We start from the raw sequence: 21,820 nt of genomic DNA on the forward strand, positions 1-21,820 counted from the left end.
TATAAATCAAAAGGCATCAATCTCTTCCTGCCTCAGCATCCGGCACTCGCCAGGTTCAAGATCGGGGTCCAGAGCCAAAGGGCCAATCGATTCCCGATTCAGCGTTTCGACTCGGTTCCCTATCGCGGCAAACATCCGCCGGACCTGATGGTATTTGCCTTCCGTAATGCTGACTCGAACCTCATAGGGCCCAAGAATATTCAAGACCGCAGGCTGTGTCGGCTTATCCTCCCCATCCAGCAAGATGCCTTCTGCAAACGCTGTCACGGCTCTCTCGGCCGCCTCCCCCTGAAGTGGCTCAGCCAACCTCGCCAAATAGACCTTATCGCACTTCGCTCGGGGCGACGTGACTCGGTGTGACCACTTGCCGTCGTCAGTCAGCAGTACCAGGCCGGTCGTATCCACATCTAGCCGCCCTACTGGGTGAAGGCGTTCCACCTTGGGCACATCGATCAGCTCAAGGACAGTCGGGTAAATACCTGGGCGCGTGGTGCACTCCACGCCCAGCGGCTTGTTCATCATGAGATAACGAAAGCCGACCAATTCGAGCCGCTCTCCTAGCCACCGAACATCGTTAGTTGCATCGACCTGTGTGGCTGGATTCTTGACGATCTCACCATCGACGGTCACTTCTTCACGATGAAGCGCTTTCTTGGCCAGGCTACGTGTCAGCTCTGTGGTTTCGCTAAGTAACTTATCCAGGCGCATCAGCATTCCACCGTGAAACGATCGGCATCCATCCAGGCCGGGAACTTTTCTCGGAACTGGTTCAGGGCCACAAGATCAAGCTCACCAGTCCGCATGAAAGGCATATCGCGCTGTTCATCGATCAGCGTCTCGCCCTTGAAATCGACCAACATGGAATCGCCTGCATAGGCCAACTTTTTGGCATCCTCACCGACCCGATTGACGCCGACCACATAACAAAGATTTTCGACGGCGCGTGCCTGCAACAGCGTTCGCCAGGGCTGCCGCCGCGGGGCCGGCCAATTGGCGACACACACCAAGGCATCGTACTCAAAATGTTCATCTACGCCAGGCTGCTGCCGCAGCCAGACCGGAAAGCGCAGGTCGTAGCAGACCGAGAGCAATAGGCGGAAGCCTTTGAGTTCCACGATAACGCGCTGATGGCCCATCCCGTAGCGTTCGTGTTCACCAGCCATACGGAACAGATGGCGCTTATCGTAATGGGTCACTTGTCCGTCTGGCGTTGCCCAGATCATGCGGTTGTAGTACTCGCCGCCATCAAACACTGCCACGCTTCCCGTAACGACACACTGGCGCTGTGCCGCTTGGTCACGCATCCATGCCACACTCTGGCTACGCTCCATGGGCTCGGCCATTTCACGCGAGTTCATGGTAAACCCGGTAGCGAACATCTCCGGTAATACGATCAGATCGGTCTCGTTACTGCTTATGTCTCCCAACTGCGCCTCGAGCTGACGGCAGTTCGTAGTCGGATCTTCCCAGTGCAAATCGGGCTGCACCAGCGTGACACGCAACTTGCTCATTTCATCTCCTAGCCGTGGGTAACCACGGGCTTATGCCTTTACCGACAAGCCTAACCGATGGCGGCCTCTCCCTGCAGCTAGAGGTAGGAAATGATGTTACATTAGCTGCCGATCTTCTCTGGAAGCCGCCATGAGTGAACCTGCATCACCGGACAAGCAAGCCACACAAGGCGTTATCTTCGGGCTCACCGCTTACGTGATGTGGGGCTGTTTTCCCCTGTTTTTTGCTATGTTCGAGGGCATTCCCGCCTGGGAAGTTCTAATACACCGCATACTCTGGTCATGTGTTTTTCTGGCTGGCCTGATTAGCTTATTGCGACGCTGGTCTCCCGTGAATGACGCGCTTGCCCACCCAGGGCGACTAGGGCGCGTTCTCGCCTGTGCCTTGCTGATCGGGTTCAATTGGGGCGTATATATCTATGCCGTTGAAACACGCCATGTGTTCCAGGCCAGCCTGGGGTACTTCCTCACGCCGCTGATCAATGTTCTGCTGGGCATGGTCGTGCTCAAGGAGCGCATGGAGAAGCTGCAGGGCATCGCTGTTGGCTTGGCTACGGTAGCCATAGCCATTCAGTTGGTGCTGCTGGGGGAGTTGCCGTGGATCACCCTGACACTGGCAATCTCTTTCGGTACCTATGGGCTGCTTCGCAAGCAGGTACCGCTGGATGGTCTGTCGGGCCTGTTCGTCGAGACGCTATTGCTATTGCCGCTCGGCTTGGTGGCTATCACCTGGTTGACCGCTGTCGGGGGTTCTCATTTCCTGGCCGATAATAGCCAGGCCACGCTATTGCTGATTGCCAGTGGCGTCATTACCGCTCTTCCCCTGATGGCTTTTGCCGGTGCGGCTCGCCGGCTGCGGCTCGCCACGGTTGGCTTTCTGATGTACATCAACCCTACCTTGCAGTTTTTCATCGCACTGCTGGTATTCCGTGAGCCACTGACACCTACGCAACTCGCTTCCTTCATCTTGATCTGGATCGGCCTGGCGCTATATTCCTACTCGGCCTGGCAAAGCCGACCCCGTGTGGGATCGGCGCCAAAATCGGCCTGACACCGCCCTCGTGTCAACTGCCGCACGCATCCACCGGAGTCATTTCTACCTCCCCGACGCATGCCAACCTGTCGATCAACGACGCCAGGACACGTAGTGTGGGCGCCTGACACTGCCACAGCGATTCATCGGGGCCCAGCAGCAGCGCTTCACGATGCATTTCGGCCGCCGGGTCGTCACTGCGGTCTTCCAGACGCTCAAGCCCCAGCCCCTGCATATCATCTATCTCGATGCCAGGAAGCAGCAACACACAATTGCGCACACCTTCGGCATTCAGCGCGATCCGCCGGCTATTAGACGGAATCCGCCACATCGAGAGTCTCAAGCGACTTATATAACGCTCGGCGATGACTTCGGGACATTTCGCTAGCCAGTCGGACGCGAGCCGGCCGTTGATCCTGCGGTCCTGACATGCTGCATTGGCGTGCGAATACAAAAAGCCGCTGCGCTGAACCATCCAGTCGAGGGCCTCATCCAGTGGCACTCCGTCTTCCCGGGTATGCACCATTTCGCGGCGGGATACGGCATTTCTGACTGTCGTCAGTTTTAGGCCACACACGGCGGCAATCTCGACGACACTCAACCCGTCGGTCGAATGTAGAATCGGTAGGTCGATGGACGGCGACAACCCGACATGACGCTCCAGGCGCGCTCGCACCATGGCCAATCCAAGCAGGTGCAACAACCGGCCAGGAACAGGCGCGCCCTGAGCCTCTGCCAAGCTACGCGCCATGGCCACGAAGTTGATGAAGTCTTCCAGCGATGCCGATTCAAGGTGGTGATGAATACTCAAATCGTCAGCCAACGCCCAACTGTGCAGAACATTGAGCGGTCCTCTCATGCGCCAAGCCAGGCTGGTCGCGCTCAAGGAGATTTCCTGCTCATTGTCGATGCCATTACATAATCGCAACAGCGGTGCTGCCATCGCCACGCTGGCCTGTTCGACCTCGGCTAACAGCGCACCGATCGCCAGCACGTCGCTTACTGCTTCGCCCAGAAACGGCTCTTGCAGCAAGACCAAGGGCTTCGATGTCCCTTTGTGCATGCTTGTGTACTCCCCTTGCGTATGCGCCGATGGCAGTCACTTAGGGCCGGACAAGCCGGGCTTGCCACCCTTGTGCTTATGTCGCCGTGATTGGCGAGCATCGGCTTTATAATCACGAATCTAAATGTTACCGAACTTAACGGCACGAAACAGGAAATCTTGAGGATGGGACCGGAAAAGCTCGTGCTATCTGGCTGACAGCGCGTCGGGAGAAGTTACGTGACCACCTTTTTAAGGCTTGGAGAAGGTAACCGACTCGTAAACCTCCCCATGCCTATTATTAGGTGGGGTTGATGAAAATGCGGTAGCCCGACGATTTAAGTAACTAGACTTTGGCAGGGCCAGTTCATGCACTAGGGCGACGGTTGAAGAATAAATTGTTATAATCTTATGCCTTTACCCTCATTCCGTCGTACGAGAGCTGGATGCTGAAGCGCTACTTCCCTATCCTTGAATGGCTGCCCGTCTATGATCGCCAGACGTTGAGCAGCGACTTGATTGCCGCTCTCATCGTCACCCTGATGGTGATTCCCCAGGCACTCGCCTATGCCCTGCTTGCGGGACTGCCCGCCATCGTCGGCCTGTACGCCAGTATCTTGCCTTTGTTCGCCTATGCCGTGTTCGGTACAAGCCGGACCCTGGCCATTGGCCCCATGGCCCTGGTATCGCTGATGACCGGCGCCGCCCTGATCGAAGTCGCGGCGCCAGGTAGCACCGTCTACCTAGAAGCCGCCATTACGCTTGCCTTTCTCACCGGAGTGATCCTTACCCTGATGGGGCTGTTTCGGCTGGGATTTTTCGCCAACTTTCTCAGCCATCCAGTGGTATCGGGCTTGCTCAGTGCATCAGGGGTGCTGATTGCTGCCAGCCAGCTGGCCGGATTGGCAGGGCTCGACGCTTCCGGGTTCACCCTGATTACGCAGTTGAGCAACTTGTTCAGTCATCTCGACGGGATTCATTGGCCAACGCTGGCCATAGGGCTGGTGTCTGTAACGCTACTACAGCTGTTTCGTCGCTCGCGTCCCCGTCTGAAGTCCTGGGGGATGAATGCACGATACGCCGATTTCCTGGTCAAGCTGGGCCCGCTGTTCGTCGTAGCGCTGACGACGGCGATCTGCTGGGCAGCGAACCTACCGGCCTTCGGTGTCGCTGTAGTCGGTGAAGTTCCGAGCCACCTGCCTCCCCTTGGCGTACCGTCATCCGACCTCGGCGTATGGCGTGACCTGCTCGTACCGGCACTGTTGATCGGCATCGTCGGCTTCATCGAGTCGGTCGCCCTCGCCCAGATGTTGGCAGCCAGGCGTCGGCAACGGATCTCCCCCGATCAGGAACTGATCGGTCTGGGGGTTTCTAATATTGCCTCCGCCGTGTCATCCGGCTTACCGGTAGTCGGTAGCTTGTCACGCACCGTCGTCAACTTCGATGCCGGCGCGCAGACCCCGGCGGCAGGAGCCTTCGCAGCCATCGGGGTCGCCTTCGTCACGCTTTACCTGACGCCACTGATTCGGTTTCTGCCCATCGCAACGCTGGCAGCGATCATCATCGTCTCGGCCTTGACGTTGATCGATATAAAGACATTGAAGCGGACCTGGCGCTATTCCTATGGCGATGCCGCCGCCATGCTGGCCACCATCGCGCTGACTCTGGTCCAAGGAGTCGAGGCCGGTGTCATTGCTGGCGTCGGTCTGTCGGTCGGTCTGTACCTCTACCGCACCAGCCGACCTCATAGCGCCCTGGTCGGGCGTGTTCCCGGTACCGAACACTTCCGCAACATTCAGCGCCATCAGGTCGAAAGCAGCGAGCGGGTTGCCCTGTTGCGAATCGACGAAAGCTTGTACTTCGCCAACGCGCGCTACCTGGAAGATACCGTTTATGGTCTGGTAGCCGAGCATCCGGAGGTCGACCATATGGTATTGATCTGCTCGGCGGTTAACCTCATCGATGCCTCAGCGCTAGAAAGCCTCGAAGCCATCAACCTAAGGCTCAAGGATTCTCAGGTCACCCTGCACCTGGCCGAGGTCAAGGGGCCAGTCATGGACCGGCTCAAGCATTCGGATTTTCTTCAACACCTGACCGGACAGGTATTCCTCAGCACTTACGCGGCATGGAGCGGACTTCGGCATGGCCATAGCCCTTCCTCTGGTTCCCGCGATCAAGGCCGTACTCCAGCGAAAAAGGACGCTGGGTGACAGTGGACGCTTCACTACGATAGCAACCGCCCGCGAGGAAGCCTCGACGATAATCACGCGGCGTCATACCGCGACGCTGGCGAAAGCATCGGTTGAAGTTCGACAGGTTCAAGAAGCCGGCCTGCTCGGCAATCACATAGACCGGCCAGTCCGATTCGACCAGCAGAATGCACGCTTCGCGCAGACGCAGTTCCACTAAATAGTCGCGAACGCCAATACCCATGTGCCGCGTGAACAGGCGATGCAGTGAGCGGGGCGAAAGATTCGCAACCTCACTCAACGTATCGATAGAGATTGGCTCCCGATATCTTTCGGCCAGAATATCGAGGATGCGTCGCAAGCGCTTCGGCGCGGTGTCCTGGGCAACCAGTCTCTCCCGCCCTCCCAAGACGCTGTACGACGAGTGCGCCAGCTCGGCCAGTACGGCTAACGTGGCCGACAGGCGTCTAAGAGAATCGTCCGAGAGCAGGTCCGCTTTATGCGCAAGCATGCTACGCACCCCATCGGCATTGAACAGCAACCCGCTCGTAGCGCAGGCCAGCAGGCGAACCAGCGGGGCGTATTCAGGGCATAGTACAGCCAAGTTCTCCACCCAGTCGCGACCGAACCAGATCACGACCGCCTCGTGGGGTTGGTCCATCGCTTTTCTGCCGGACGAACACCAACTGTGTGGCAGGTCAGGAGGGACCAGTACCAGATCCTGATCGTCGTATTCGCCGATATGGTCGCCCACGAAACGCTGCCCTCGGCTATTACAGGTCAGCGTCAGTTCGTACTCGGGGTGACGATGCCACTCGAAAGGAATCCGCTCGAGCCGGCGGTGAAAAACCCGAATGGAGCATCCCCGGTCAATCCCCACATGCTCGTATTGTGGCTTCATACAGTTTGCCTCCTGCGCCTGTCCGAAAAGTACCGGAATCCGACCGGGAAATACCATGTTGCCGCATAGCGGCTTGCTAGGCTCTGTGTAACATTGCCTGCCGGTATAGCCATGCGGCAGGAACAGACAGCGTGATAGTCAGACAATAAAAGGAAGCGCCATGCCCCCCTTGACGATAGATGACCTGCCGACTGCCATCGTTCGAATCAAGCGCCAGTTGCGCGAGGCGCTACCCGACTACCGGCAGGTCTTTGCCGAGGTCGAGGCCGACATTCTCCGTCAGGTTGCCGACATACGAGACGCCCAAAGCCAGGGATACTCGGCCATCCCTCGCCTGCACGCTCGAGAGATACTCGATGGGGCCGTCGTCGCCGATGACCGCCTCGCAGACATCCGGCGCCGCGGAGCGTGTGCCATACATGGCGTCTTCGATCGTCAACAGGCGAGCCACTGGAATGACGAGATCGGTAGCTACCTGGTACGCAATCGCTTCGAGGAGCGCCTGGCCAATGCCGCGGAAGATAGCTATTTCGGAAGCCTGACCGACGCCAAGCCGCAGATCTTCGGTATCTACTGGTCAGCGCCACAGATGCAGGCACGCCAAGACCCGCATATGCACGAGGTACAGCGCTTTCTCAACCGGCTGTGGCGGGATCACCACAATGACGAGCAAGTCATCGACACCGACCGTGTGGCCATCTATGCCGACCGCTTGCGACGTCGCCCGCCCGGAGCCGCGTCCCTTGGCCTTTCACCCCATGTCGATGGAGGCTCCGTTGAGCGCTGGCTGGACGACAACTTCCGCCAGGTCTACCGGCATGTCTTTTCCGGCGACTGGCGCCGTTTCGATCCCTTCGATGCCGCCTGGCGTCCACAGGCGCGAGAAATTCCCTCGCCGAGCGTGTGTTCCATGTTTCGCACCTTCCAGGGCTGGACAGCGCTTACGCCGCAGCGCGCCGGTGCCGGTACCCTGCAATTGATACCCGTTGCCAATGTCATGGCCTACCTGCTACTGCGTGCGCTGCAGGACGATGTTCCCGAAGACGATCTGTGCGGTGCGGCTCCCGGGCGGGCCTTGTCGATTACCGAGCGCTGGCACGCGCCCCTGCTCGATGCCTTGGTTCCCATCCCCGATCTCGAACCCGGCGACACCATCTGGTGGCATTGCGACGTTATACATGCCGTGGAAAACGAGCATCGAGGCCAGTTCGACAGCAACGTCATGTACATCGCCGCGGCTCCGGGCTGCGACAAGAATGATGCCTATCTTAAGCGCCAGTTCGAGGCATTCCGCCACGGACGGACCCCCCCGGACTTCGCCCCCGATCACTTCGAGGTAGATTTCCCCGACCGGGTCCGGGAACATGAATTGACGGCGCAGGGTCGAGAGGCGCTGGGTGCCTGAACCCGTCAGGTTCACGTGGCAGGTAAACACCCGTACCTGCCCCGGCTCGCTATCCAGCCCTTACGCCAGTCGCTGCTCGCTATCCGGCATGAACAGCACCGCCCGGCTCATGTCCACGCGCAGATCGACCCGATCCCCCGCCTTGACCTTTATCTTGGGTCCAACCCGAGCGGTAACCTCACCTTCTCCCAACGGCAGACGCAGCAGAATATCGGCCCCAGTGGGTTCGGACACGGTAACCGGAGCCGTCAGCAATGTTCCTTCCGCCTGGTCGGTTAACCGAATGTCCTCTTCGGAAAAATGCTCCGGCCGCAACCCCAGCACCACTCGGCGACCAATCTGTTCCTTCATGGCTGAGGTATCCCGGTGCGCTGGCCAGGGTAGCGTCAGCCGTGGCGCATCGGGCGTCTCGATCACGAGCCGGTAGGCGCCGGCATCGCCCTCCAGCGTGGCATTGATGAAGTTCATAGACGGCGAGCCCATGAAGCCGGCCACGAACATGTCGGCCGGATCGTTATATACCTCATCCGGCGTTCCCAGCTGGCGGATATGGCCGTCACGCATCACGGCGATACGATCGGCCAGCGTCATGGCCTCTATCTGATCGTGGGTCACGTAGACGATAGTGGTACCCAAGCGCAGGTGCAGCTTCTTGATTTCGGTGCGCATTTCTACACGCAGCTTGGCATCCAGGTTGGAAAGCGGCTCATCGAAGAGATAGATCTTCGGCTCGCGTGCCAGCGCCCGCCCCATGGCCACTCGCTGGCGCTGGCCCCCGGAGAGTTGCGAGGGCTTGCGGTCGAGCAGCGGAGTTATCTGAAGCAGATCAGCAACCCTGTCGACAGCCTCTTCACGTTCGGCCTTGGGCACCTTTCGCATCTCCAGGCCGAAGGCAATGTTCTGTCTCACCGTCATGCTCGGATAGAGCGCGTAAGACTGGAAGACCATGGCGATATCACGCTCGGCCGGCGTGCACCAGGTCACATCTTCCTCACCAATCAGGATCTGCCCGGACGTGACCGGTTCCAAGCCGGCTATGGAATTCATCAACGTCGATTTGCCACAGCCCGATGGTCCGACCAGAATCAGGAACTCTCCCGAATCGATAGACAGGCTGACATCCTTGAGCACGCGAGTAGCGCCGAAATCCTTGCGGACCTGGCGAATTTCCAAAGCAGACATAGCAATCACCTCAACTCTTGTTATTCCCGTCGCCGCCGGCGACGTTCTCTTCAGCCCTTCACCGAACCGGCCGTCAGCCCGCGTACGAAATACTTGCCCGCCAGGACATAGACCACCAACGTGGGCAAGGCAGCGATCATTGCAGCCGCCATGTCGACGTTGTACTCCTTGACCCCTGTGGACGTGTTGACCATGTTGTTCAGCGCCACCGTGACGGGCTGGGTCTCGAATGCCGAGAAAGCGACCCCGAAAAGGAAGTCGTTCCAGATTTGGGTGAACTGCCAGATCACCGAGACCACGAAGATCGGCGCAGAGACCGGAAGCAGGATCCGCCAGAAGATACGGAAGAATCCGGCGCCATCCAGCTTCGCCGCCGAAACCAGCTCGTTGGGGATGGCAACATAAAAGTTACGGAAGAACAGCGTGGTAAAGGCAATCCCGAACACCACATGGACCAATACCAGACCCGCCGTGGAATTGGACAGTCCCAGCCACCCCAGGGTGCGAGCCATTGGCAGCAACACGACCTGGAACGGGATGAAACAGCCGAACAACATCAAAGCGAAGATCAAATCGGCGCCACGAAATCGCCACTTGGTCAGTGCATACCCATTGAGCGCTCCCAGGAACGTTGAGATCGCTACTGCCGGTATGACAATCCGGAACGAATTCCAGAAGTAGCCGCCCACGCCTTCACAACGCATCCCAGTGCAGGCCTCGCTCCAGGCTTTGACCCAAGGTGCCAGCGTGGGCGCCTGGGGTAGCGCCAGCAGCGAACCGGCCCGGATCTCTTCGAGCGGCTTGACCGAGGTCAACAGCATGACCACCAGCGGGAGCAGATAAAACAAGGCCATGCCCACCAGCACGGCGTAAACGGCCCAGCGAGCCAGGCGTGCGCCGAGCGTGCGCCGTCGGATCACGTTATCCATGCTTGCGCCCTCTCAGTTCGGAAAACAGGTAAGGCACCAGAATTGCCAGCACGGCGCCGAGCATGAGCATGGCGCTGGCCGAGCCGAGGCCGATCTGGGCGCGCGTAAACGCATGCGCATACATGAACGTTGCCGGCAGGTCGGTAGCGTAGCCAGGCCCTCCGCCGGTCAACGCCATCACCAGGTCGAAGCTCTTGATCGCGATATGCGAAAGGATCATGACCGCACTGAATACGACCGGGCGTAGGCACGGCATGACGACGCGCCAGTAGACGCGAGGCAGACTGGCGCCATCCAGTTGTGCGGCCTTGAGGATGTTGTCGTCGATGCCCCGCAGCCCAGCCAGAAACAGCGCCATGACGAAGCCCGATGCCTGCCAGACGGCAGCCAGCACCAACGTATAGATGGCCATGTCCGAATCGACCAGCCAGTCGAACTGGAAGGACTCGAAGCCCCAGCCACGCACCATCGACTCGATACCCAACGAGGGGTTGAGCAGCCACTTCCAGACCACCCCGGTAACGATGAGCGACAAGGCCATTGGATAGAGATAGACAGTCCGGAGAACGCCTTCCTGGCGAATCCGCTGATCGAGCAGGATAGCCAGCCCCGCCCCGATCACCAGACAGATGACGACGAAAAGTCCCCCGAAGATGACCAGGTTGGTGGAGGCCACCCACCAGCGTTCGTTCACCATGAGCCGGGCATACTGGGCAAAGCCGACGAAGTCGTATTGCGGCAGCATGCGTGAGTTGGTCAACGACAAGATGAACGTCCAGATCATGAAGCCGTAGACGAAGAACAACGAGACAGCGAAGGACGGGGCCACGACCAGCCGCGGCAACCAGTCCTGCAGTCGCGCAGCAGGGGTACGTCGCGCGGCGTTGGTGCCGACGCCCCTGGCAAGCGAGGTAGTAGACATGGCGATTACCTTTGGATGCGGGAACTCGTGAGGGTGCCCAGCCGGACACCCCCAAGGTCAACGGAACAACGTTGGCGCGTGTCCTACATCGCGGCGTTTGCGGTATTGACCAGGCGCTCGGCGGCCTGCTCTGCTGTCATGTCGGAAGAGTTGAAGTAATTGGTGATGACATCGAAGATTGCCCCTTGCACGTCACTCTTGAGCGCCATGCGATGAGCCATGCTCGGCAGCAGAGTGTCCTCCTGGCGACTTTCCTTGAAGTCTTCCATGGATTGCTGGCCGCATTTATCGAACTCGCTCATATCGACGTCGGGACGCGCTGGGATCGACCCCTTGACCTTGTTGAACGCTTCCTGGAACTCAGGTTCGAGTATCAGGCGCGCAAGGTCTTGCTGAGCGGCACGTGCGTCCTCGTCGCTGACCCGAAACATCGCAAAGCTGTCGGTATTGAAGACAAAGGCATTTTCTGTGCCGGGTGCCGGGGCGCATAGGTAGTCTTCGCCGGCGGTCATGTCAGCTGCAGCGAACTCACCCTTGGCCCAGTCCCCCATCAGTTGCATGGCGGCATCGCCATTGATGACCATGGAGGTGGCCATGTTCCAGTCTCGTCCGGACATGCCGTCATCCATCAGCTCGCGCAGACGCTTGAAGGTCTCGAGCGACTGGATCATGGTGTCGCTCTTCAGCGCTTCAGGGTCTAGCTCCACCAACGCCTTGCGGTAGAATTCGGGGCCGCCGGTACCCAGGACGACTGTCTCGAAGACCGTTGCATCCTGCCAAGGCTGGCCACCATGGGCCAGCGGGGTATAGCCCGCCTCGCGAATCTTCTTGCCGGCAGCGAACATTTCCTCCCAGGTCGTGGGCATTTCGACGCCAGCCTCTTTCAGGACCTTTGGGTTGGCCCATAGCCAGTTGACCCGGTGAACGTTGACCGGCACCGCCACGTAATGGCCATCATATTTCATCATGTTGGAAAGTACTCCGGGCAGGAGTACATCCCAGTTGCCCTGCTCGGCGACGCTATCGAGCTGGCCCAGCAGCCCGAGTTCACCCCATTCCTGAATTTCCGGTCCGTTGATCTGGGCGGCGGTAGGCGGATTGCCCGATACCGCACGCGACTTGAGCACGGTCATGGCGCTGTCACCCGCCCCACCAGCCACGGCGAAGTCCTTCCAGCTGTGGCCTTCCTTTTCCATCAACTCCTTGAGCATGCCTACGGCACGCGCTTCACCGCCGGAAGTCCACCAGTGCAAGACTTCGACTTCGCCGGCGTGCGCCGTGCCTCCCAACGACGCTGCAATGGCCAGGCCACCGATGGCTTTTTTCAACAGGGAAGGTTTGAGTACGTTCATGTGCGTGTCTCCAAACTTGTTATTGTCCCGTTCCTGTCTGGAAAGTGTTTGCGCACGGCCATACGGCGTTGTCCGGCCGTTGCGGGTCGACTTTTCAGACACGACCTAATGCCTTGCATCCATGACAGATGGATAAAGACACGCTAGCGGATAACCGAAGACATTGTTACTTACCGTTTACTGAATAGTGTTTGGGTTTTATTACAACCCTGAAATAAATGACGCCTTCATGGCTTCGGGCACACTGCGGCTATCATGTCGTAGCAGGCACCCATGGTGTGGTAGTCCACCTTGCCCGCGGGGCTCTTAAGGTCCGTATAGCGGTGATTGTCGGGCGAGAGAATTCGGTACCAGCCACCGTAACGATGATCGATCATGTGCCGCTGGCTGAAGTCCCAGATCCGTTCATACCAACTCCAGAAGCGGCGATCGCCTGTTCGCTGCCCCAACATGGCCGCCGCTGCCAAGGTCTCGGCCTGCACCCAAAAGTACTTATCGCCATCGCAGATGTGACCTTCAAGATCGAGACCGTAGACCAAGCCCCCGTGCTCCCGGTCCCACCCCTTGGCCACACTGGACAAAAACAGCTCGCACGCCTTTGGCAACAGCCAGCCCACGTCCGGACGGTGGCGCTCAAGCATGACCAATAGCTTCGCCCACTCTGTCTGGTGCCCGACCTGATAGCCCCAAGGGCGAAACAGATGCTTGGGATCGTCGCGGTGATAATCGAGATCGATGCGCCACTGGCTGTCGTAATGTTCCCATATCCAGCCCCCGCCCTGCCTGGCCTGACGCCGGCAGATGGCGTCGGCAACCTGCAGGGCACGATCGATGAACTGCAGATCGCCGGTGGCCTCGTAGGCAGCAATCAGCGCTTCGCAGCTGTGCATGTTGGCGTTCTGGCCCCGATAGCCGCTGACTCGCCAGTGCCTGTCGGCCTCATCGGCATAGAGCTGCCACTGTGGCTCCCACAGATGCCGGGTCTGGAGCCGATGCACGCGATACAGTCCTTCCCGAGCCTCTCCGATGCCTGCCTTGAGCGCAGTAGCGTAAGCCAGCATGACGAAGGCCAAACCGTAGCAATGATTGGTGTCGTCCTCGACGATCCCGTCCTGTAGCGACCAGGCGTACCCTTGGTATGATGTCTGGAAGTGGCGTGTCTCGAGATATTTCAGGCCGTGGCGTGCCCAGTGCAGATGTTCCGATTCCCCGAAATAGCTGGCATAGCGAGCATAGGTAAAAACGTAGCGGGTACTTGACACCAGATGACGATGACTCTTGTCGTCGATCTGACCGTCATCGCGCAGGTAGTGAAAGAACCCCCCCTGGGGATCAATGCAGCGCGGATGATAAAAGGCCATCGTCTTGCGGATATGAGCTTCCAGGTGGGACGGGGCATAAATGTCCATGATGGCGGTCTCCGATGGTTTAGTTTCGAGACTACCCGAATGCGCACCCGGAAGTTATTTCAAATTATTACACCTCAAGCGCAACCCCGAGGAACCGCAGCGTCACGACCAGCCCGCCCGCCGGATGGTTGGCCAGGATCAGCTCTGCCCCATGGGCATTGGCAATGTGCCGCGCAATACTCAGGCCCAGACCACTCCCACCGGTATCTCGGCTACGTGAGGGTTCCAGTCTTACGAAGGGGGCAAAGACGCGTTCGAACTGATTCTCGGGAATGCCTGGTCCATGATCGCGAATCACGATGAGCAGCGCCTTGTTCTCCCGTCGAACCGTCACTTCTGCGCGTTCTCCATGGAAAATGGCGTTTTCCAGAAGGTTGGCCAGGCAACGTTTGATGGATAGCGGCTTGACCCGGAGTGGCGAGGCAGCGCCATATATGACGACTTCGCCCCCCTGCACCTTAAGCTCTTCCGCTAGCGAGACAAGCAGCTGATATACATCGACGGTTTCCAGTGTCTCGTCCAGGTCAAGGCCCCGCACGGAAGCCAGCGCCCCTTTGACCAGGGTGTCCAGCTCATCGAGCGATGCGCAGAAACGCTCGCGCTGAATGGCGTCATCCAGCATTTCGGCTCGCAGACGCAGTCGCGTTATGGGTGTCTTGAGATCGTGGGATATGGCCGAAAAAAGGCGCTCGCGCTCCTTGATCTGGTTATGGATTCGCTCCTGCATGCGATTGAACGCGCGGGCAGAGGCCGCTACTTCACGAGGCCCACGTTCGGACAACGGCGCGACCTGGAGACTATCGCCCAGTTCACGGGCTGCACGCGCCAGGCGCGCCAGGGGGTGGGTCACACTGCGAATGATCCAGAACGACAATCCCAGCACGGTGACCAGGACCATCATCAGTACGAATAAACGATCCTCCGATAGCCAGCTACGTTCGTCGATGGCCATCGGCAGTATGGTTGCCACGTAGAGCCACGCATCGTCTTCGAGTGGCATCTGGATGACCAGGATTGGCGGCGACATGGGCCCCATCAGTAACGTGTGCCGCCCCCATCGCGGCGGCAGATCCTGCAATAGAACCTCGTTGTTGAACACGCGCAGCGTTTCCGGGCTGGAAAATTCTACCAGCGCATCCTCGATGCCCAGCTCGTGCCGCAGCACAGAGCGCACCCGACCTACGACCAGTGACTTGCGCTTCCCCTGACCGATGTCGTCCACAGGAATACGATGCTCATTGACGCTGACGAAAAACCGCGTGCCGCCCATGTCACGTAGCTGTTCCAGCACGATGTGACGGTATTCGTAAGGAAGGGACCGGAAGAATCGGACAGTCGATGAGATGCTGTACGCCAGATTGCTCGCCATGTCGTCGAGCTGCCCCTGCTGGGCCGAACGTGCCTGGGCGGACCAGAGCGCATAGCTGGCCAACTGGGCACTGAGCACACCGACGATCATGATCAGCACGAATCGTCCGCGCAACGTTCCCGGCATGTAACGGGCCAGCCAGCGGCGGCCGCGTCGCCTGAGGCTCAGCCGTTCTTCGCTCGGTCTCACTGCACGCATTCCACCTGCGCAGTCAGGACATAGCCTGCTCCACGGACGGTGCGTATCAGTTGGGAATGCTGCGCATCCTCGCCGAGACGCTGGCGTAGACGGCAGACATGTACGTCGATCGAACGATCTAGCGGAGGCGCGGGCCGCCCCCGACTGAGGTCGAACAGTGCCTCACGGGACAGCACCTGCTCAGGATGATCGAGAAAGACCTGCAGCAATTGATAATCGGCCCCCGACAAGGCACTTCGTTGGCCCTTATCGTCGATCAACTCACGAGTAACGCGATCCAGTTGCCATGACCCGAAGCGCAGCAGGCGGGAATGCTCTGGATGGGTTCTTGCACGGGTGCGACGCAATACCGCCTTGATGCGCGCCAGCAGTTCCCGGGGATTGAAGGGTTTACCCAAATAATCGTCAGCGCCCAATTCCAGCCCCAGAATACGGTCAGTATCGTCGGAACTGGCGGTGAGCATGATGATGGGTATGTCGCTGCTTCGCCTCAAATCGCGACAGATGGTAAAGCCATCTTCGCCGGGCAGCATGATATCCACGATCAGTAGGTCGGGCATTTCTTCGGCCAATAGCCGGCGCAACGCGTCGGCATCTTCGGCCACAAGGGCACGGAATCCATGCCGCCCGAGATAATCGGCCAAGAGTTCCCGAATCTCGATGTCGTCATCGACAACGATCAATGTCGCTGGTGTCATCGTCATGCTCAGGCCCGCCGGCGTTCCCTGGCACAGGGTTGTGCCATGATTCATTACCTTTGCTGCTGTCGAAGCCAGTGACGATGAGGATACTCTCTGGAGGCCAGGCCGCGAACGCGACCAAGGTGTTACATTGTATCTAAAAGCGGTCAGATGGAAAGATGAGGCGAGGTCAGCAAACCCTCCAGTTCGTGGCGTTCCTCCTCGCTGTCCACGACGCGAACGGTGGTGGGGTCGATACCGCAGGCTTTGGCAACGCGTAGCACTTCCGCCTGATGTTCCTGTAGGGCGATCTTTCGCAGATGCCTACGGCTAGGTGTCATGCATTTCAGCAACAACCACAGCAGGCAGGCCACACCAGTCAGCCATAAGCCGTACCGAGCGAGAAAGCCCCACAGAGTGAGGCCGCTAGCAACCCAGCACGTCATTCCCAGCATCGCCGTGGCGACGCCACTCCAAACCGGATTCGCCAGGCCCAGGAATCGGTTGGCACTGATCAACGTCCTCTCGTAATACCGTTGCGAGTAAACCACTGGAAATTTGGAAAGCATGATCGGTCCGTCGAACGGCGCTAAGGAGCAACAGTTTGCCTCGCTTCTCCTCACCACGATCTGACGAACAGCCATGGTTTACGCAATCTATTGATAGACGTGATGCAAAGCATTCACCTCTACTTACCGTTTCTATACCATATAATCACAAACGTAATACAGTTCTGACTGCGTTACCTTGCGTTGCTATCGCCCACCTATAGCCATTGCGAGACGAAAGACTCGAACGCTTCTCTCCCCTTCAGGCGTATCTGCCATATCGGTGCCGACCCCGGAACTCCCAAGCCTTTTCTCAACAGATCCGCCGCCTTGTCATGGCTTCGATCAGTGATGAGTACGTCATGGCTATCGATAGCCGGCGGAACGAAAGGAAGCGTAAGAATACACTGACGGACACCGGTATTGACGGCAATTAGCGTACCCTGCTCGCCAAGCCGCCACAGCTTGAGGCGCAGCCGTGAAATGGTTTTCACCTCACTGGCGGTTGGCTGGCGCTCCAGCCACAACGACGCCATCTTTCCATTGATTTGCCGTGACGGGAGGTTGCGTGCCAGTTTCAAAAAAAGGCAGCGCTGGCGTGTCAACATCCAATCCAGTGCCTGAGGGATCGGCACAAGCCCAGCTTCACTCTGGGACAACTCGCCACGGGATACGGCATTCCTGAGGCTTGTCAGCTTCAGTTCACAGGCGGCGGCAATTTCGTCGTGAGATAGAAAGCCCGCATCGTTGGGTTCCTGGTCCACCTCCTCCTGCCAGTATGATTCGATCTTGTAGCGCACCATTGCCAACCCCAGCAAATGCGGCAAGAGGACGGGTTCGGCGAATCCTTGCAGTCGGCAGGCCGTTTGCGCCATGGCTGAAAAATGGCTGAAATCCCTTAGAACACCGCACACTTCCTCGAGGCCCGTATGAAGAAGCCCGGGTATGTCAGACTGCCCCAGTGCATACTGCCTGAGCTGCATGGCAGCAGTTTCCATGCATCGATCGAAACCATGCTTATGCTGCGCTCTACCTTGCTGCGCTTGTGGCTCGAACAGGTTCAATGTGTTCAGCATGGCCTTGTTGATCAGACGCATCTCTTCCTTGAGCCGCCCAGTGGTCAATACACGATGTGTTGGCTGACCCAGCAGACAAGGCTGTACCCGCCCTCTGGCCCCCTCCTGAGCCATTGAATTGGCAGTCCGTAAGACTTCAAATTGTCGAGACTGTGACACGGAAGGCATTACATCGGCTTTATCTAGCATATTCATTCCCTGAAGATGCGAAGTTAGGTTTCAGATGGCACGTTTCGTGATCACCGCTATGGTAGCCAGAGGCCAAGGCGACGAGCAGGTGACATGAAGAGGCTATTGTAGCGAAGCGTAAGCAGAGTATCTGTAGGAAATCATCCCTTCAGCCCCGGGCCGGGCTTACGCAACCGAGAGGCTGCTTGATGAAGAAACCGTCGTAACACAAAAAGGCCCGGCACATCGGCCAGGCCATCTTCGTCACGTCATTCTTCAGGAGGTCACTCTACCTGCCCGACCCCCTTCGTCACATCAGCCATGCTTTCGTACTGCTCATCGGGGAGTGCACGAATGACTTCCATGACATCGCCTTCAGCATTGTTTTGCTCGGCGCACTTCTCAAGGTCAGACTTGCTCGCAGGAAAATCCACACCCTTGAGATAATGCGTGATGTTGGCCGGTGATTTGCCTCCCAACCCTCGGGTCATGACGTATCTCCCTATCTCGTAGTGGTCAAGACACACAAGCTTCGTGTTCACGATCAAGGTAGGCAACTCTTCGGGGCCCGCCCACCTTTCTCACAGAACGTTACGCCTGACATCTTTAATAATCATGTCCGCTATCGGCGATGCGCCCATAACGCTTGGCTAAAGGTGCTGCGGTAACGCCATGCATAATGATCGAAGCAAACACGACGAGACTGGACACAATCCAGATATCATGATTGCCCGTGTGCCTTGACGAGAGCGCGGCATAAAACAGCGCCGATACACCAATCGGGCCGAACCACCCCATCATCAGAGCGATACGCCACTCCCTTACCGGTTCGAGCATGGGCCTTAGCAGCAAGATGACTGGCAGACGACGTAACAACAGGATCAACGTGATCAATGCCAACCCTGGCCAGCCCAAGGCCAGCCACTCGGCCCAGGGAGCAATCAAACCGAACAGCACGAACACAGGAATGGTAAAGAACATATTGACCGCTTCCTGAACATTATTCTCCTCGGAGCGCTCCTTGCCTCCTACGACCTGGTCGAAGAACAGCCCTGCCGCGAACACAGCCAGTATGCTGTCGGTACCAAACAGTTTGCCCACACCGAGCACGAGAATCGTCAGTGATAGCGTTACCGAGAGGAAAGAAGGCTGATCCACGTACTGCCTGGCCTCGGCCCACTTCAGAGCCCGGCCACTGAGCCAGCCAAGTAGCGCACCGATAACAATACTGCCTCCTACCTCCCACAGCCAGACCTTGAGCACCCATTCTCCCCAGACATTACCCGTAGTGGTAGACAACAGGAGTATCGGCAGGAAAACCAAAGGATAGGCTAGCCCATCATTGGCTCCCGACTCGCTGGAGAGCAAATGACGAAACCCACCCGGAAGGTTCTTCTTGGCTACCCCGCCCGTGACGATCGAAGAGGCAATGACCGGATCGGTCGCACAGACGCTGGCACCCACGAGCAGAGCGACAAGCAAAGGCAGTGGCATTACCCAAAAACTGAGCAGTCCACTGATCAGCCACATGGCCGGCATGCCAATCCCCAACAGAATGACTAACGCCTTCCACTGTCTGACGGGGTACTTGGGGGGCAGCCTGAGCGCAATCCCCATCAGGCTGATCCCTAGTGTAAGGCGGGCAGTTTCCTCCAAGAGAAGCTCAGGGTTTCCCCAGGACGAGGGCGCAAGCCAAGCGAAGCCTTCGGGACCAAGCATGACACCTAAAATGAAAGCCAACAGCGGTGGCGAGAGCCATGACCTATCGATGGGACTCGATAACAGCCCCAAGATAAAAATGAGCCCGCCCAAACTGGCCAGTACGATATTTAAATGCTGCACGTTCGTTAGCCCTCCCTGGCCCATTCCATCTGGATTGCTACTAAGCGTAGCCAAAAAAGCGCCAGGCCAAGCGGCCTCGAGCCCTATCGGGCCGGCGCATCAAATATCACGCAAATAGACAGCGACGGGGTAGAAGGGTTGCTGTACCAGACTCGGGCAGCTAGACCTGAACTAGGCAATTCAATCGCTGTTGTGGCGTAGAACGAAACGGAGGATTACCGACATGGAATTGGACAGACTGAGCGCATGTATCAAAGCGTGTCATACATGCGCTACGCATTGCGAACATTGTGCCGTTGCCTGTCTTAAGGAAGACAACATCCAGGCAAGGCAAGAGTGCATTCGTCTCAATCGACAATGCGCTGAACTGTGTCGCATCGCCGTGTCCTTCATGGCTCAGGGAAGCAAGCAGATGCGGGATATCTGCAAGCGTTGCGCCAAGCTTTGTCAGCGTTGTGCCGAAGCGTGCGGAAAATTCTCAGAAGCCCATTGCCAGCAATGTGCCGAGGCCTGTTACCACTGTGCCGATCAATGCGACCACATGGCCGCCACGGTTTGAATCATTTGCCTTCATGGGGCGTGGCCCGCCCTGTGTGGGCGGACCTATACTGAGAACGACTCACCTCCCTCAGAAAGGCGTTTTTGGCAATTGGCGCTTGTGCTCGGTCCGGCGGTAAGTGTCGACGATGATTTTATAGGCGTCGTCTCCTATTGACTGGCCAGTCAGGAAACGATCGATCTGCTCATAGGTAACGCCCAAGGCGTCCTCATCGGTGCGTTGCGGCCGTAGCGACTCCAGATCTGCCGTGGGCACCTTTTCGACCAGATGCGAAGGCGCCTCCAAGGCGCGACCAATCTCTCTTACCTGCCCTTTGGTCAATCCTGCCAAGGGAGCCAGATCGCACGCGCCGTCGCCATATTTCGTAAAGAAGCCCATCAATGCCTCGGCGGCCTGGTCGGTGCCGACCACCAGGCCAGCACGAGCCCCCGCCACGGCGTATTGAGCGATCATGCGTTGGCGCGCTTTGACATTGCCCATCACGAAGTCGCGTTGCCCGTCACTCTCGAACACCAAGCCTCCCTCCTCGAGGGAATCCAGCATGCTATCCCCGGCTGGCTTCACATTGGTTACCAGTACCTCGTCGGGCTGGATAAAACGAATCGCCTGTTGTGCCTCGTCTTCATCCTTCTGCTCACCGTAAGGCAAGCGCATAGCATAGAAACGCGCTTCGACGCCGCGCTCCCGCGCTTTCTCGACCGCGAGCTGGCACAGGCGACCGGCAATCGTGGAGTCGACTCCGCCACTGATACCCAGTACCAGTGCATGCTGGCCGGTCTCGACAAGCTGGTCGCATAAAAAACCGACCCGCCGTTCGATTTCCTGTTGCGGATCGATGGAGGCCTGTACGGCTAACGCCTTCATGATTTCCTGCTGATCGCTGCTGACTTCAGTTGCCATCAAGCTGCCTCCTTGCAAGCAAATTCGTGTTCAGGTTTACGCTCAAGGCCCCTCAAGGCCGAAATGATCAGGCCGGCGGCGCTTTGCCCTCCAATACCTCACGGTGTAGTTTCGGTACCTGCTCCAAGGCATGGTGTGCCGCAGCAAGCCGTACCTCATTGCGCTCGCCGGAAAAGAGACGAGTTCGGGTATATAGGTACAACTGCCCTTCGTGTCTGAAGGCCCAGGCAAAGCAGACTGTGCCAACGGGAATATCATCCGGGGCTCCCGGCCCAGCGACTCCGGTATTGGCAATCGCGACATTGGCGCCATTGTTGTCTATGGCACCCAACACCATCGCGCGTGAAGTTTCCTCGCTGGTCAGTCCATAGCGCTCGATAGTATCGAAGCTTACCGACAGGTAGCGATTCTTGGCCTCGGGCGAATATACCGCCAGTCCGCAGTCGATGGATTGACCACTCCCCGGCACTCGAGCCAACTCGGAAACGATAAGCCCCGCCGTACAGGATTCGGCGGTGGCCAGTATCAGCTCATTGTCGTTCAGATAACGGGTAACTGTTTCCAGCAGGTCCATTGCTTCGTCTCCATGTGTTCATTTTCACACT

Annotated in this window: 21 protein-coding genes; 4 read left to right on the forward strand and 17 right to left on the reverse strand. The window is 58.1% G+C overall.

What is annotated here, in order from left to right; all coding sequences use genetic code 11:
- Positions 1-6 precede the first annotated feature (6 nt).
- Entirely contained in the window at positions 7-708 is a 702-nt protein-coding gene (locus F568_RS0105710; RefSeq protein WP_026300352.1) for a pseudouridine synthase, read from the reverse strand.
- Positions 708-1,511 carry an amidohydrolase gene (locus F568_RS0105715; RefSeq protein WP_019017753.1) on the reverse strand — a complete coding sequence of 268 codons (804 nt, stop codon included), beginning with the start codon at positions 1,509-1,511 and terminating at the stop codon, positions 708-710. The genes F568_RS0105710 and F568_RS0105715 overlap by 1 nt, the downstream gene beginning before the upstream one ends.
- A gap of 130 nt (positions 1,512-1,641) precedes the next feature.
- On the opposite strand from F568_RS0105715, the gene rarD reads away from it, so the two are divergent.
- The gene (gene rarD, locus F568_RS0105720) at positions 1,642-2,562 is read left to right on the forward strand and encodes an EamA family transporter RarD (protein WP_019017754.1); all 921 of its coding nucleotides are present in this window, start codon (positions 1,642-1,644) and stop codon (positions 2,560-2,562) included.
- 13 nt (positions 2,563-2,575) lie between these two features.
- Here the strand turns inward: rarD and F568_RS0105725 are convergent, their stop codons facing one another.
- A complete protein-coding gene (locus F568_RS0105725; protein ID WP_019017755.1) occupies positions 2,576-3,607 on the reverse strand; it encodes a sigma-70 region 4 domain-containing protein in 1,032 nt (343 codons plus the stop codon).
- A 425-nt stretch (positions 3,608-4,032) separates the two neighbouring features.
- On the opposite strand from F568_RS0105725, the gene F568_RS22255 reads away from it, so the two are divergent.
- Positions 4,033-5,796, forward strand: coding sequence for a SulP family inorganic anion transporter (locus tag F568_RS22255; protein WP_019017756.1), 1,764 nt, complete (start codon positions 4,033-4,035; stop codon positions 5,794-5,796).
- On the opposite strand, the gene F568_RS22260 is transcribed toward F568_RS22255, so the two are convergent.
- Positions 5,696-6,676 carry a helix-turn-helix domain-containing protein gene (locus F568_RS22260; protein ID WP_019017757.1) on the reverse strand — a complete coding sequence of 327 codons (981 nt, stop codon included), beginning with the start codon at positions 6,674-6,676 and terminating at the stop codon, positions 5,696-5,698. The genes F568_RS22255 and F568_RS22260 overlap by 101 nt on opposite strands.
- A 160-nt stretch (positions 6,677-6,836) precedes the next feature.
- On the opposite strand from F568_RS22260, the gene F568_RS0105740 reads away from it, so the two are divergent.
- Complete coding sequence (locus F568_RS0105740) at positions 6,837-8,081, forward strand: DUF1479 domain-containing protein (protein WP_019017758.1); 1,245 nt, start codon at positions 6,837-6,839, stop codon at positions 8,079-8,081.
- A 60-nt stretch (positions 8,082-8,141) separates the two neighbouring features.
- On the opposite strand, the gene F568_RS0105745 is transcribed toward F568_RS0105740, so the two are convergent.
- From F568_RS0105745 to F568_RS0105795, 11 genes are all read right to left on the reverse strand, one after another.
- Positions 8,142-9,263, reverse strand: a complete 1,122-nt coding sequence (locus F568_RS0105745) for an ABC transporter ATP-binding protein (RefSeq protein WP_019017759.1) — start codon at positions 9,261-9,263, stop codon at positions 8,142-8,144.
- A 50-nt stretch (positions 9,264-9,313) separates the two neighbouring features.
- Complete coding sequence (locus F568_RS0105750) at positions 9,314-10,192, reverse strand: carbohydrate ABC transporter permease (protein WP_019017760.1); 879 nt, start codon at positions 10,190-10,192, stop codon at positions 9,314-9,316.
- Complete coding sequence (locus tag F568_RS0105755) at positions 10,185-11,114, reverse strand: carbohydrate ABC transporter permease (protein WP_019017761.1); 930 nt, start codon at positions 11,112-11,114, stop codon at positions 10,185-10,187. The genes F568_RS0105750 and F568_RS0105755 overlap by 8 nt, the downstream gene beginning before the upstream one ends.
- An 83-nt stretch (positions 11,115-11,197) precedes the next feature.
- Positions 11,198-12,466, reverse strand: coding sequence for an ABC transporter substrate-binding protein (locus F568_RS0105760; protein WP_019017762.1), 1,269 nt, complete (start codon positions 12,464-12,466; stop codon positions 11,198-11,200).
- A 227-nt stretch (positions 12,467-12,693) separates the two neighbouring features.
- Positions 12,694-13,875, reverse strand: coding sequence for an AGE family epimerase/isomerase (locus tag F568_RS0105765; protein ID WP_019017763.1), 1,182 nt, complete (start codon positions 13,873-13,875; stop codon positions 12,694-12,696).
- A gap of 67 nt (positions 13,876-13,942) precedes the next feature.
- The gene (locus F568_RS0105770) at positions 13,943-15,442 is read right to left on the reverse strand and encodes an ATP-binding protein (RefSeq protein ID WP_019017764.1); all 1,500 of its coding nucleotides are present in this window, start codon (positions 15,440-15,442) and stop codon (positions 13,943-13,945) included.
- Positions 15,430-16,146 (reverse strand): response regulator, encoded by a 717-nt coding sequence (locus tag F568_RS0105775; RefSeq protein WP_026300353.1) that lies wholly within the window; start codon positions 16,144-16,146, stop codon positions 15,430-15,432. The genes F568_RS0105770 and F568_RS0105775 overlap by 13 nt, the downstream gene beginning before the upstream one ends.
- A 143-nt stretch (positions 16,147-16,289) precedes the next feature.
- Positions 16,290-16,691 (reverse strand): hypothetical protein, encoded by a 402-nt coding sequence (locus tag F568_RS0105780; RefSeq protein ID WP_156817357.1) that lies wholly within the window; start codon positions 16,689-16,691, stop codon positions 16,290-16,292.
- Between the two features lie 197 nt (positions 16,692-16,888).
- Positions 16,889-17,860: a hypothetical protein gene (locus tag F568_RS0105785; RefSeq protein WP_156817358.1), complete on the reverse strand. Its 972-nt coding sequence runs from the start codon at positions 17,858-17,860 to the stop codon at positions 16,889-16,891.
- Positions 17,861-18,198: 338 nt separating this feature from the next.
- Positions 18,199-18,405 (reverse strand): DUF2795 domain-containing protein, encoded by a 207-nt coding sequence (locus F568_RS0105790; protein WP_019017768.1) that lies wholly within the window; start codon positions 18,403-18,405, stop codon positions 18,199-18,201.
- A gap of 115 nt (positions 18,406-18,520) precedes the next feature.
- On the reverse strand, positions 18,521-19,756 hold the full coding sequence (locus F568_RS0105795; protein ID WP_019017769.1) for a cation:proton antiporter domain-containing protein: 1,236 nt from the start codon (positions 19,754-19,756) through the stop codon (positions 18,521-18,523).
- A 223-nt stretch (positions 19,757-19,979) separates the two neighbouring features.
- Here F568_RS0105795 and F568_RS26515 point away from each other — a divergent pair, with 223 nt between their 5' ends.
- Positions 19,980-20,315, forward strand: a complete 336-nt coding sequence (locus tag F568_RS26515; protein WP_083932979.1) for a four-helix bundle copper-binding protein — start codon at positions 19,980-19,982, stop codon at positions 20,313-20,315.
- Positions 20,316-20,384: 69 nt separating this feature from the next.
- Here F568_RS26515 and nadE read toward each other — a convergent pair whose 3' ends face one another.
- Positions 20,385-21,215, reverse strand: coding sequence for an NAD(+) synthase (nadE, locus tag F568_RS0105800; RefSeq protein ID WP_019017770.1), 831 nt, complete (start codon positions 21,213-21,215; stop codon positions 20,385-20,387).
- 67 nt (positions 21,216-21,282) lie between these two features.
- On the reverse strand, positions 21,283-21,789 hold the full coding sequence (locus F568_RS0105805; RefSeq protein WP_019017771.1) for a CinA family protein: 507 nt from the start codon (positions 21,787-21,789) through the stop codon (positions 21,283-21,285).
- Between the last annotated feature and the right edge of the window lie 31 nt (positions 21,790-21,820).

The organism is Modicisalibacter luteus DSM 23508, assembly GCF_000378505.1.
Classification (GTDB): Bacteria; Pseudomonadota; Gammaproteobacteria; order Pseudomonadales; family Halomonadaceae; genus Modicisalibacter; species Modicisalibacter luteus.

Bases quoted from the DNA above. Each gene is read 5' to 3' on its own strand.
- F568_RS0105780 (WP_156817357.1), bottom strand. From the start codon at position 16,691: ATGCTTTCCAAATTTCCAGTGGTTTACTCGCAACGGTATTACGAGAGG.
- nadE (WP_019017770.1), bottom strand. From the start codon at position 21,215: ATGGCAACTGAAGTCAGCAGCGATCAGCAGGAAATCATGAAGGCGTTA.
- F568_RS0105765 (WP_019017763.1), bottom strand. From the start codon at position 13,875: ATGGACATTTATGCCCCGTCCCACCTGGAAGCTCATATCCGCAAGACG.
- rarD (WP_019017754.1), top strand. From the start codon at position 1,642: ATGAGTGAACCTGCATCACCGGACAAGCAAGCCACACAAGGCGTTATC.
- F568_RS0105775 (WP_026300353.1), bottom strand. From the start codon at position 16,146: ATGACGATGACACCAGCGACATTGATCGTTGTCGATGACGACATCGAG.
- F568_RS0105725 (WP_019017755.1), bottom strand. From the start codon at position 3,607: ATGCACAAAGGGACATCGAAGCCCTTGGTCTTGCTGCAAGAGCCGTTT.
- F568_RS0105710 (WP_026300352.1), bottom strand. From the start codon at position 708: ATGCGCCTGGATAAGTTACTTAGCGAAACCACAGAGCTGACACGTAGC.
- F568_RS26515 (WP_083932979.1), top strand. From the start codon at position 19,980: ATGGAATTGGACAGACTGAGCGCATGTATCAAAGCGTGTCATACATGC.
- F568_RS0105745 (WP_019017759.1), bottom strand. From the start codon at position 9,263: ATGTCTGCTTTGGAAATTCGCCAGGTCCGCAAGGATTTCGGCGCTACT.
- F568_RS0105760 (WP_019017762.1), bottom strand. From the start codon at position 12,466: ATGAACGTACTCAAACCTTCCCTGTTGAAAAAAGCCATCGGTGGCCTG.
- F568_RS22260 (WP_019017757.1), bottom strand. From the start codon at position 6,676: ATGAAGCCACAATACGAGCATGTGGGGATTGACCGGGGATGCTCCATT.
- F568_RS0105805 (WP_019017771.1), bottom strand. From the start codon at position 21,789: ATGGACCTGCTGGAAACAGTTACCCGTTATCTGAACGACAATGAGCTG.
- F568_RS0105790 (WP_019017768.1), bottom strand. From the start codon at position 18,405: ATGACCCGAGGGTTGGGAGGCAAATCACCGGCCAACATCACGCATTAT.
- F568_RS22255 (WP_019017756.1), top strand. From the start codon at position 4,033: ATGCTGAAGCGCTACTTCCCTATCCTTGAATGGCTGCCCGTCTATGAT.
- F568_RS0105770 (WP_019017764.1), bottom strand. From the start codon at position 15,442: ATGCGTGCAGTGAGACCGAGCGAAGAACGGCTGAGCCTCAGGCGACGC.
- F568_RS0105755 (WP_019017761.1), bottom strand. From the start codon at position 11,114: ATGTCTACTACCTCGCTTGCCAGGGGCGTCGGCACCAACGCCGCGCGA.
- F568_RS0105750 (WP_019017760.1), bottom strand. From the start codon at position 10,192: ATGGATAACGTGATCCGACGGCGCACGCTCGGCGCACGCCTGGCTCGC.
- F568_RS0105740 (WP_019017758.1), top strand. From the start codon at position 6,837: ATGCCCCCCTTGACGATAGATGACCTGCCGACTGCCATCGTTCGAATC.
- F568_RS0105715 (WP_019017753.1), bottom strand. From the start codon at position 1,511: ATGAGCAAGTTGCGTGTCACGCTGGTGCAGCCCGATTTGCACTGGGAA.
- F568_RS0105785 (WP_156817358.1), bottom strand. From the start codon at position 17,860: ATGGCTCAGGAGGGGGCCAGAGGGCGGGTACAGCCTTGTCTGCTGGGT.